Raw genomic sequence first — 11,375 nt, 5'->3', positions numbered from 1 at the left:
GCAGACTAAGCGGAGTCGAAGGCTTAGTCGCAGCCAATCAAGCCGAAAATGTATTCAAAAACTCCCGTCGGTATTCCACAGGCGTTTTTTTGACCCGTTCCTTGAAGAGCTTGTTGAAATTGGACAGGGTGAAAAAGCCGCATTCATAAGAAATCTCACTGATATTGAGATCCGTTTCATGGAGAAGCTTGCAGGCGTGGGAGATCCGTACTTCCGTCACAAAGTCCGTGAACGACTTGTTCATCCGCGATTTGAAAAACCGACTGAATGAGGACACAGACAGGTTGGACAGTTGGGCGGCTTCTTCGAGACTGACCTTCGCCTGGTAGTTGTGCATCACATATTCATAGACTTGGCCCATCCGATCCTTTTCCGATTCCTTGTTGGTATTGATGTAGGCGGCGTCGGCGATCAGCCTACAGTCTGCCGAGTCGGCGATCGCCTGTAGGATTTTAAGCAGTTGAATGATGCTTTTTACTCCCTTTATATCGAGCAGGTCGACCATCATCTGTCTGACCAGCATATTGGTTTTGCCTTTGATCTCAATCCCCCGCACCGATTTCCTCAGCATGCCGGATATCGACTCAAACTCGTTCAACTGAAATACGGAGTTGTTCAGAAAATTATCCGGAAAGTAAATCACGACCCCATGCGTTTCCATCCCGTTTTCCGGGACATGGTAAGCTTTGTCGTTTTTCCACAGGTGCGGCAGATCCGGCCCGGTCAAGACCATGTCGCCTTCTCGAAAATTCTGCATGTGATCACCGATAAACCGGGTTCCCCTACCCTTCAAGACCACAAACAACTGATACTCTGAGTGAAAATGCCAGTTTACATCAAAAAATGGCGCAATCAATTCCCTGATTTCAAAGGCTTTGCCTTCTGGTATTCTGGATTTTTGCAATGGGTTCTTCACTGCTTTTTGCTCTTTTTTTTTAAAATGAATTTACAAATTGGCAAAAAACAGTCACTAATTAAGGGAATACAGTAAGAAATTCTTCTTCTAAATAGGGAATATTAGGATCGAAAAAATCGCAAGCCCAAAAGCATGACCAATTTGAAAAAACTGGGGAGCTATTGTCTCCCACTCTTCGCCGCGCTGGCTTTCCTATTTTCCTGCGGCAAAAAAGACTCCTTCCTTTCCATGACCGATCCCAGACGCGTAGAGATACTAGTCTTAGGACATGAAAGCGAACATCACAACTCCGAAAAGCTGATGATGTATCTGGAAACACCACTATTCCAAAAAGGCATCAACCTCACTTACACCTCCGATCCCAATGATCTGAACGAAAAGGTGCTGTACAACTATGACGGGATTCTAATCTACGCCAATCACGACTCAATCAGTCCAAGTCAGGAAACTGCGCTTAAGGACTACGTACAGAGCGGCAAGGCGTTGATTCCGATTCACAGCGCGTCTTGGTGCTTCCGCAACTCTGATTGGTTTGTCGGCGCCACCGGTGGGCAATTCAGCACACACGGCACCGGCAGATTCACCGCCGATATCGTTGATTCCGAGCACCCAATCATGCAAGGCATCGAAGAGTTTGAAACCTGGGATGAGACCTATGTCCACTCCCACATCAATCCCGACATGCATGTCTTGATGGAGCGAGTCGAAGGTAATAAAAAAGAGCCTTACACCTGGACCAGAGACGAAGGCAAAGGCCGCGTCTTCTACACCGCCTATGGTCACAACGAAGAAACCTGGAAGCAGCGGGAGTTTCAGGAATTGGTTGCCAACGGCATCCTGTGGGCTGTCGGAGACAAAGTAAACGAGCTGCTTGCCGAGTATAAGATCCCGGAACCACAGTTTCAGGACGCAGAAATTCCCAACTACGAAAAACGCGATCCGGCACCAAGATTCCAACTTCCCCTCTCTCCGGAGGAAAGCATGAAATTGGTTCAAATTCCCGTTGGCTTCGAAATGGAGCTTTTCGCCAGTGAACCGATGATCATCAACCCAATTGCAATGACTTGGGACGAAAGAGGACGCTTGTTTGTAATCGAGACAGTCGACTATCCTAATGAAATCAGAAAAGAAGGTGGTGAGGACAAAATCAAAATTCTGGAGGATACCGACGGAGATGGCAGGGCTGACAAGGTGACCGTCTTTGCAGACAAACTCAATATCCCCACCTCGATCATGGCAGTGAATGGAGGAATCCTGATCTCCATGGCACCTGACTTTGTATTCCTCAAGGATACCGACGGCGATGACGTCGCGGATGTCCGTGAAGTGGTAATGACTGGCTGGGGTAAAAGCGACACCCATGCGGGCCCATCTAACCTGAAATACGGCTTTGACAACAAAGTCTGGGGAGTCTTGGGTTACTCAGGATTCAGAGGTGAAGTCAGTGGGGTTTCCCACTCTTTTGGACAGGGCGTTTATCGTTTTGAGCCAAGCGGGGAAAATCTCGAATACCTGGGAAATACCTCCAACAACACCTGGGGACTGGGCTTTACGGAAGATTTCGAGACCTTCATCTCTACGGCCAACGGGCAGCACAGCGTGTATTTCTCCATGCCAAACAAGTACCTGAAACGGCCTATCTTCCAGGGATCTGCCAATACCGTCCACGGGATAGACACCCACTATGACATGCCCCACATCACTCCTTTCTTGAGACAGGTGGATTGGTTTGGCAGCTACACAGCAGCTGCAGGACACAACTTCTACACCGCAAGAAGCTTCCCCCAAAACTACTGGAACCGAATTGCCTTCGTAGCAGAGCCTACCGGTCGCGTGCTGCACAATGCAATCATCAATACAGAGGGCTCTGGATTCAAGGAGAAAAACGGATTCAACATTCTGGCGAGCTCAGACGAGTGGTTCTCTCCCGTTCACGCGGAAGTTGGACCTGACGGTGCACTTTGGGTAGCTGACTGGTACAATTTTATCATCCAGCACAACCCCACTCCGAGAGGATTTGAAAACGGCGAAGGCAATGCCTACATCAACCCACTCCGTGACGCCAAACATGGCCGTATCTACCGGATCAGCTACAAAGGTGGTGACGACTCTGAGGTGTTTGACCTCAAAGATGCCGATGGCAACGAGCTGGTAAAGGCACTGAAAAGTGAAAACATGTTTTGGAGATTGACTGCACAGCGTCTCATTGTGGAGAAGCAGGACAAATCAATCCTGCCCGAATTGTATGCGATCATCGGCGATCAGACAGTGGATGCGGTCGGTCTAAACGGCCCGGCGATCAATGCCCTCTGGACAGTGCATGGCTTAGAAGAACTAACCGGAACTAACGCAGAGGCAATCCAAGCCGTCGAAAAAGCACTTTCCCACCCATCCTCCGCCGTTCGCAAAAACGCATTGAGAGTCTTGCCTAGAACAGAAACTTCACTCCAGGCTGTATTGTCGTCCAACATCATCAATGATTCAGATTTGCATACTCGTAAAGAAGCCTTCTTGGCGCTTTCTGATATGCCATTCTCCGAAGATGCAGCCAAGGCCCTGGTTGAAGCTGCAAAAGCTGAGGACAACGGAAAAGACGCTTATATACCGCAGTCTATCTTCGCAGCTGTATTGGCACACCCTACCGAGTTTGCCAAGCTGGACAACTCCAATGCGCTTCAGGCGAGCGCCGATGCCGACTTTTCCTTAACTGACCGGATTTCCAGAAGCTTGGTGGCGGAGCAGTATCCTTTGGATCAGCGAAACAGCATCCTTTTCCCACCTGACGTGGCTGGCAAAGAGATTTCTATTCGTATGATCATTTCCAAGGGAGACAATCCATTGGAAGGCGTCCTTGTGGCACACGGCAACAACACCAATGGCTACAGCTTATACATATACCAAGACGCACTTTATTTTGCGGTAGCTCAGGATGAAAAATTGACGCTGCTAAAATCCAAAAAGGCACTTCCTGAGGAGCAATTCACCATCGATGCAAGCTTGGTCGAAGATGGTAGCCTAAGCCTCAAGATCAACGGTGAGGAAATCGATAAAGGAAAAACTAAAGGCCTATTTGCGGAACCGCTCAGTCCAATCAGAGTTCGTGTGGGTCAAAACGACAGCAGAAATGTCGTGGGTAAATACGAGGGAACCTGGTGGTTTGGAGGAAGGCTGAGCAACAAGTCTACCCTTGCGTTGAAGAATCCGGGCGCTGAGATAGACCTGCTAGGAGAATCTGCCCAGACTGTAGGAGCCAACGGAGCGACCATCGTAAAACTTGCGGTGACTCCCCACGAGATGAAATTCAACAAGGCCACCTTCACCGTCAAGGCGGGCTCTCAGGTGACCATAGACTTCGAAAATCCCGACTTCATGCAGCACAACCTGGTCATCGGCCAAAAAGGCTCCATGGAAACCATCGGCTTGGCGGCAGATGAACTGGCCAGAGATCCAAAGGGAGCCGAACAAAACTATGTGCCCAAGATCCCCCAGGTGATAGCTGCTACCAAACTCGTCGATCCAGAAGGACGTGAGTCGCTGGTATTTGTAGCGCCAACGGAGCCGGGTGAGTATCCTTTCGTCTGTACCGTACCCGGCCACTGGAGAATTATGAACGGAATCATGAAAGTAGAATAGTCCATGGCATTAGACGTGAAATTTGCGGTCAGCACCTGGTTGTGGACCTCACCATTCAACAGGGAGACTGTCTCACTTTTTCCTAAAATCAAAAGCTACGGCTACGATGCGGTGGAAATCCCGGTGGAAGATCCGACTTTGATAGAAATAGATTGGGTAAAGAAAGCACTTGCGGATAACGGGCTCCACCCCGTTATCTGCGGAGCTTTCGGGCCAAGTCGAGACCTTACGAACGAGGATCCCTCTTATCACCAGACCTGCTTTGATTACCTGGATGCATGCTTTGAAATCGCCTCGGAACTTGGCGCTGGCTTCGTAGCCGGCCCCATGTATTCAGCCGTGGGCAAAGCAAGACTGGTCTCTCCTGAGCAAAAGAAGATCGAATGGGACAGAGCGGTGACCAATCTTCGTAAAGTGTGTACTACCGCCGGAAAACATGGCCTGGAGATCGCCATCGAGACGCTCAATCGCTTCGAGACTGACCTGATCAATACTGCGGCCGAACTCAAGCAGCTGATCGACGACATCAACGAGCCCCAAGCCAAAGGCCTCTTGGATGGTTTTCACTTGAATATCGAGGAACCGAGCATTGAGGATGCCATCAAGACCGTCGGCGACAAGTTGATCCATGTGCAAGTGTCCGAAAACTACCGAGGTACTCCGGGCACCGGTCAAACCAATTGGGCCGCCTGGAAGCGCGGCTTGGAAGCGGTGGATTACAAAGGCTATGTATCCATCGAGAGCTTCACTCCGGAGATCAAGGAATTGGCCGGGGCAGTCTGCATCTGGAAGCCACTCGCGCCCTCTCAGGATGGCTTTGCCAAAGATGGCTTGGAATTCCTTCGCAAATGGTCGGAGGAATAGAGTAGTTAGTGACAACCATTTTCAGGCATAGTCATAGTATCAAGAAACTAGAACTAAGAACCAAGAAACGAGACCTTAGAACCAAGATCAAGAGAGACGGGCGGTTAAGCATCGGTCACCTGACACCTAACATCGGTCCATCATCTAATCATTTTTAACCCTTAATAAAACCACGCAATGAGCAGTAAACCAATCAACATCGCCATCATCGGACTGGGATTTGGAGCGGAATTTATCCCGATCTACCAAAAACACCCCCTCGCCAACATGTATGCGATCTGCCAGAGAAATAAAGAAAAGGCCGACGAAATAGGTACGGCGTTCGGCATCGAAAAAATCTACACCGACTACTACGAGCTCCTGAAGGACCCCAACGTCGATGCAGTCCATATCAATACGCCCATCCAAAATCACGCGGAGCAGTCGATTAAGGCCCTGAAAGCCGGAAAGCACGTGGCCTGCACCGTTCCCATGGCTACTTCCGTAGAAGACTGCCGTCAGATCGTGGAGCTGACCGAGAAAACGGGCCTGACTTACATGATGATGGAGACGGTGATCTATAGCCGGGAATTTCTTTTCGTAAAGGAAATGTATGAGAAGGGTGAGTTGGGCAAGATCCAGTTTCTACGGGCCTCCCACCAGCAGGAAATGGCTGGATGGCCTGGCTACTGGGAAGGCCTCCCTCCCATGCACTACGCTACACACTGCGTTGGACCTGTCTTGGCTTTACCAAAAGGGCAAGCCGAGTATGTTTCTTGCCTCGGATCAGGCCGGATCGATGAGGAATTGATCCCAAAATACGGTTCTCCCTTTGCCATCGAAACCTGCCATATCAAACTGAGAAACTCAGATTTAGCCGCAGAGGTCACCCGCTCCCTCTTCAACACCGCCCGACAGTACCGGGAGAGCTTTGACGTATATGGTTCCAAAAAGTCCTTTGAGTGGACCCTGATCGAGCATGAGGACTCGGTGATCCATACCGGCGAAACTCCATCCAAGGTGACCATACCGGATTTTGCTCATTTGTTGCCTTCGGAGATTGCAGGATTCACCACCGCTGGCGTGTACGATGGCGACGACAACCAGCACCTGTCATTTATCCAGGGATCGGGACATGGCGGTTCCCACCCGCACCTGGTCAATGAATTCCTGAATGCTTTGACAGAAGAACGAGCTCCCTACCCTGATGCCCGCGAGTCCGCCAACATTACTTGCGTAGGAATCTTGGCTCACGAGTCTGCGATGGAAGGCGGCAAGATCAAGCATTTGCCAGAGTTTACGCTGAAGGGTTAAACATTTTCAATTCTCAATTCTATCCATTTTATCTCCCATTCAACTGCCTGCCGGGTTTCTAAGCCTGGCAGTTTTTTTTGCAAAACGTATCGTTGTCCTCCTTCTCCAGAAGCTGAGCTGATCTTTAGTTTAGCTTTGTCAGGTACAGACCAGTGTGAAGCCCATTGACGGTGCCGAAAAAGACATTCAATCACAATGATTTTCCACCAAACAGACTCCCGATAAGAGCAACTTAATCCCGGATCGGATCCACCTGATATCCCGCTTTGCGAAGCAATGAAATCAAGCCCTGATCGCCTCCCAAATGTCCGGCACCTACAGCAACAAACAGGGATTGGGCCACCATCTCATTGGCAAGAATCGAAACCCAAGCCTTATTACGATTGTCCAGCAAGACTTCCCGATACTCCGCCATCATGGCCTCTGCAACCATCAGGTCATAGAGTGCTTCGGTATCCTCTCGCAGATAAGCCGCTGTCAATTGCCGAAAATCATCCGCGGCGGACTGGTCCTGAATTATCTTGATCAATTCACTGAGTTGGATTTCGGCGGGGATCTGATCGAAGATACCGAGCTGGAATTCCGGTGTTTCCAGCCCTATGATCGGCTTTTGCGACTCCATCGCTTTGGAAGTGAAACTCACCTCATACCCTTCCAACTCCTCACAGGGGAAAGATTTCATCAGCACCATCGTGCTTAGCACAAAAGGCTTGAGGATGCCCAATTGCTCAAGCCCTACACCGTAGGATTCCCTCAGAAAGTCGTTGATCAACTTTACTTCGCTTGCGTCGAGATCCTCGGAGATGTTTTTCATGCCCGGATTCAAGGAAAGGCCTTGCATCTTACTCTGGAGTTTTGGATCACTCATGTCGAGTTCCATCACGATCTTTTCACTCGCTTCAAAGGCCTCCTCAACACGATTTGCTATCCGAAAATCCTCCTTACAGATCAAATGAATTGTTCCGAAAAGGTAGGAAGGCCCCTGCAGGCCATTGCCACTTACCTTCCACAACAGCGAATTGTCCTGACCGAAAGACGGTAACCAGATGAAAAGTAGGACATGAAGTAATAAAACCAATTTCTTTAACAAAACAGTCGGCATGGTTTGGTAGGATTAGCTTGTCAAGATTATGCAAAAAAACGGATTTTCAGCAAGCCCCGGTTCTACTTCCCAAGAGTCAGAGGACAGCTGATGCCCCGTAAATTCACAACATAATTTTGCCAGCTAAACCGCGGAAAATGGACTTAAATCAAAATCAGCAGGATTAAAAAATAAAAAATCATAATTTGAATTTCTACTCTTTCAAACCCATTTTAACCATGAAATCGAGCCTTCACAAACAACCCAAAGCGAGTTGATTATTCGAAGCAAGATTCCATGTGTTTTCAAATAATCAAATTATAAACACATGAAAAACAGAAGAGAATTTCTCCAAAAATCAGCACTCGGCATTGCAGGACTTGCACTCGCACCATCTTGGTTGCAAGGCGCTCCTGCACTGATTAAATCCTTAAATAAACCGAATTCCGAGATCAACGGTGTACAAATCGGATGCATCACCTATTCATTCCGATCGCTGCCGGACCAAAGCGCCGAAGCCACGCTCAAGTACGTCGTGGACTCTGGACTTTCCTCCATCGAGCTGATGGGAGATCCTGCGGAGTCTTTTGCGGGCATGCCCAAGCCTACCTTTGACCGGATGCGCACTTTTCAGCTCGGCGGCAAGCAGCGCAGAGGTGAGACCCTGACCGATGACGAAACCAAAGAACTGACCGAACTCCAGCAGCAAGCACAGGCCTACACCAAGACGGTGGCTGATTGGAGAGCTACGGCCGATATGAAGAAATTTGAGCAGATCCGCAAGATGTATAAGGATGCGGGTGTGACGATCTATGCCTTCAAACCCAGCGCTTTTGGAAAGAATAATTCTGACTTGGAGGTAGCCTACGGAATGAAAGCAGCGAAAGCGCTGGGGGCTAGCCACGTGACCCTGGAGCATCCATCTGACGACGCTCAAACCCTCCGATTGGGAAAACTGGGTGAGAAAAACAAGATGAATGTCGGCTATCATGGACACGAACAGGAGACGTTTACCTTTTGGGATACTGCGCTGACGCAAAGTCCAAACAACGGACTGAACCTAGATGCCGGTCATTACATCGCGGCTGGACACAGCGACCTGCTTCAACTGATTGAAAAGCAGCATGGCAGAATCCTGAGCATGCATACCAAAGACCGCCAGACACCCGCAAATGGTAAAGGCAATGTCGCTTGGGGCAGCGGCGACACCCCCATCGGCGATATGCTCAAGCTCATGCAAAAGAATAAATACAAATTCCCGGCAACCATCGAGCTGGAATATCAGGTTCCCGAAGGGTCCGACGCCGTGAAGGAAGTTCAGAAATGTGTGGAGTTCTGCCGCAAGGCACTTGGCTAAGCCTTTTCAAACCGAGTCAGTATTTGGCTCGGTTTTTTTTTTTAACGGTTTGGACTGCGGTTGACAGGTTTTTTACTTCGACCTCAGATATTCAGCCTTCAGTGTGTTCGATGTCAAGAGCTTGAGAACGGATTTACACACTTCGCTACCGATGGCGGCAACATAGTAGACGATTCGTCATCAGTTTATTAAATGGAGACTTCGGGTTTGTTCGTTCCGCAGGAACGTCTGGTCGGTAGCAAAAAAGGTCGGATCCAGGTTTATTCGTAACATAGGAACGTTAGGCCGAGTTTCATTTACCAAGCTTTCGCCTATCCCTGTGTTTGGAAGGAAAAATGATCTACGACCCAACACTGAAAAAAGTAACAGCACCTGACTAAAACCCAAAGATTCAGTTCTTTGAGACACTAAATCCTACTATCTTGGGAAGCCTAGCGTCCCAGAGAAAATTAGGTTCAAACTCGCGGAAAACATCCCTGTGAAATATCTGATCAATAAAGAGCGAAAACAACGCCCCTCCAAATCCAGAACACAAATGAAGGTCAGCCCCCACCAAGCTGAAAAAAAGGAATGCCCATCGCAGACCATGGCTTCCCCGATCCTGAGAAAAATCCGGTCGGGACAGGCTGTTCAACACCGTATTAATCGTAATCCGGAAAGCCCTCTTCCCGCTAGCTCTCTTTTTTGCGCGGATTGCGTCTAAAACTCTTGACGTTAAACTCCAAAAATATAATTACTATGAAAAAAATTATGCATTTAATTGGTCTTTTTTCCTCTATGAGCATGACCATAGGGTGGTTATTTAAATATTTAAACTGGAAAGCTGGAGGAGACATGTTAACTTTTGGGATGATTTGCTTTTTACTCCTCTTTTTGCCAATGCTAGCTATTAATAGATATAAAATGAACTTGGGTAGAGCTTTATCCGAAAACATCAAATCCATATTGGGCTTCAGTGGTGCAATTGTAACCGGTTTAGGTATCATATTAAGGACAAGCGGAATGCAACACGGCTCTCTATTAGTTGTTATAGGGATATTAATAATTGCGTTCGGATTTTTGCCTTTCCTGTTTTTTAGAATGTACAGAAAATCAATAGAGCAGATTTAATATGAATAAAAATGTACAGGTGTCAACATTGGCTGAAAGCTGGTGGGTGGAAAATGCTAAATTCAAAATTTATTAACTTTATTTATGACGCAGAGTGAAACGGTATTAACTCCCTCCTTCTCTTATCCTTCACCGTTGTATGCAAGCCGACCCGATACAGAAATGAATATTACCATGATATTTGCTGAAAATTAATAGAAAAGAAAGGTGCTTCAATTTGAATATATCATACTTATTTTGACCTACACGGCTTTAACAATTTCTTTGTTTCTTCAGATACTATGTTACAAAAAGAAAATGGAAAACTGGGAAACCATTGGGCTAACAATCTCACTATTACTACTATTAATCTCAATAAGTGTTTCCCCTTTATTTCCAGCGGAAGAAACGTCAACCCTTTCAACGTTGCTTTGCATGATTTTGGTAGCTGTCTTTACCTTTTTGGATACACTAAGCCAACAAAAACATTCGATTCCGGTTAAATTTAAAAAAATTTATGTTGGGATTTCAGTAATGTTGGCCGCTTTTGTAACAACCTCAAAACCATTGGGTAATATAATGTTTGCACAATGGGCGGTAGTTGTATTTTTAATTGTTTCAGTAGTCCTATCAATGCTGATTACGAGGCAAACAAAACCTATTCGACGATTTCAGCATTTTGAGAAATCAAACAACGTTTTTGCTTTAATCTTTTTAACTCTGACGCCCACATACCTGATTTTTCACTTTGCTTTTGAAAATGAGTATCAACAATTTCAAATTGGGTTTCTATTATACATTGCTTTTACGGCATTGGCCATTCGAAAAATTTATGACGACTTACAAAGGCTATCATTGATTAAAAATGATTTGGCACCCGACGAACAGCGGTTTAAGAACTATGCACTTACAGAAAGAGAACAAGAAATTGCCACTCTACTGCGCAAGGGTTTGACTTATCAGAAAATTGCTGACCAGCTTTTCATTTCAACCCCTACAGTAAAAACCCATGCAAGTAACGTCTACAAAAAATGCGGTGTAAAAACCCGAAATGAACTGGCAAACTTACTTAGGTAAAAAAAAAAATACAACTGACTCATTATCAATGCTCATACTTTTGTATGAAATTCTCTTTTTACGCT

8 protein-coding genes are annotated in these 11,375 nt (G+C 47.1%); 6 read left to right on the top strand and 2 right to left on the bottom strand.

The features are described from left to right. Nucleotides 1-37: 37 nt before the first annotated feature. On the bottom strand, nt 38-916 hold the full coding sequence (locus ABD031_RS00715; protein WP_343847866.1) for an AraC family transcriptional regulator: 879 nt from the start codon (nt 914-916) through the stop codon (nt 38-40). 132 nt (nt 917-1,048) lie between these two features. Here ABD031_RS00715 and ABD031_RS00710 point away from each other — a divergent pair, with 132 nt between their 5' ends. From ABD031_RS00710 to ABD031_RS00700, 3 genes are all read left to right on the top strand, one after another. After that, nucleotides 1,049-4,549: a PVC-type heme-binding CxxCH protein gene (locus ABD031_RS00710; protein WP_343847865.1), complete on the top strand. Its 3,501-nt coding sequence runs from the start codon at nt 1,049-1,051 to the stop codon at nt 4,547-4,549. Between the two features lie 3 nt (nt 4,550-4,552). Next, nucleotides 4,553-5,413 (top strand): sugar phosphate isomerase/epimerase family protein, encoded by an 861-nt coding sequence (locus tag ABD031_RS00705; protein ID WP_343847864.1) that lies wholly within the window; start codon nt 4,553-4,555, stop codon nt 5,411-5,413. A gap of 177 nt (nt 5,414-5,590) precedes the next feature. Continuing rightward, nucleotides 5,591-6,706 carry a Gfo/Idh/MocA family protein gene (locus ABD031_RS00700; RefSeq protein WP_343847863.1) on the top strand — a complete coding sequence of 372 codons (1,116 nt, stop codon included), beginning with the start codon at nt 5,591-5,593 and terminating at the stop codon, nt 6,704-6,706. A 232-nt stretch (nt 6,707-6,938) separates the two neighbouring features. Here ABD031_RS00700 and ABD031_RS00695 read toward each other — a convergent pair whose 3' ends face one another. Next, the gene (locus tag ABD031_RS00695; RefSeq protein WP_343847862.1) at nt 6,939-7,808 is read right to left on the bottom strand and encodes a TraB/GumN family protein; all 870 of its coding nucleotides are present in this window, start codon (nt 7,806-7,808) and stop codon (nt 6,939-6,941) included. 307 nt (nt 7,809-8,115) lie between these two features. Here ABD031_RS00695 and ABD031_RS00690 point away from each other — a divergent pair, with 307 nt between their 5' ends. From ABD031_RS00690 to ABD031_RS00680, 3 genes are all read left to right on the top strand, one after another. Continuing rightward, complete coding sequence (locus tag ABD031_RS00690; protein WP_343847861.1) at nt 8,116-9,144, top strand: sugar phosphate isomerase/epimerase family protein; 1,029 nt, start codon at nt 8,116-8,118, stop codon at nt 9,142-9,144. Between the two features lie 738 nt (nt 9,145-9,882). Beyond that, a complete protein-coding gene (locus tag ABD031_RS00685) occupies nt 9,883-10,254 on the top strand; it encodes a hypothetical protein (RefSeq protein WP_343847860.1) in 372 nt (123 codons plus the stop codon). A 297-nt stretch (nt 10,255-10,551) separates the two neighbouring features. Then, nucleotides 10,552-11,310 (top strand): response regulator transcription factor, encoded by a 759-nt coding sequence (locus ABD031_RS00680; protein ID WP_343847859.1) that lies wholly within the window; start codon nt 10,552-10,554, stop codon nt 11,308-11,310. Nucleotides 11,311-11,375: the final 65 nt, after the last annotated feature.

The organism is Algoriphagus jejuensis, assembly GCF_039523455.1.
GTDB classification, from domain to species: Bacteria; Bacteroidota; Bacteroidia; order Cytophagales; family Cyclobacteriaceae; genus Algoriphagus; species Algoriphagus jejuensis.
This window is presented reverse-complemented; position numbering and strand designations above follow the sequence as displayed.

What these genes read in the sequence shown, in the direction of transcription:
- ABD031_RS00690 (WP_343847861.1), top strand. Translation starts at nt 8,116, where the DNA reads ATGAAAAACAGAAGAGAATTTCTCCAAAAATCAGCACTCGGCATTGCA.
- ABD031_RS00695 (WP_343847862.1), bottom strand. Translation starts at nt 7,808, where the DNA reads ATGCCGACTGTTTTGTTAAAGAAATTGGTTTTATTACTTCATGTCCTA.
- ABD031_RS00700 (WP_343847863.1), top strand. Translation starts at nt 5,591, where the DNA reads ATGAGCAGTAAACCAATCAACATCGCCATCATCGGACTGGGATTTGGA.
- ABD031_RS00680 (WP_343847859.1), top strand. Translation starts at nt 10,552, where the DNA reads ATGGAAAACTGGGAAACCATTGGGCTAACAATCTCACTATTACTACTA.
- ABD031_RS00685 (WP_343847860.1), top strand. Translation starts at nt 9,883, where the DNA reads ATGAAAAAAATTATGCATTTAATTGGTCTTTTTTCCTCTATGAGCATG.
- ABD031_RS00705 (WP_343847864.1), top strand. Translation starts at nt 4,553, where the DNA reads ATGGCATTAGACGTGAAATTTGCGGTCAGCACCTGGTTGTGGACCTCA.
- ABD031_RS00710 (WP_343847865.1), top strand. Translation starts at nt 1,049, where the DNA reads ATGACCAATTTGAAAAAACTGGGGAGCTATTGTCTCCCACTCTTCGCC.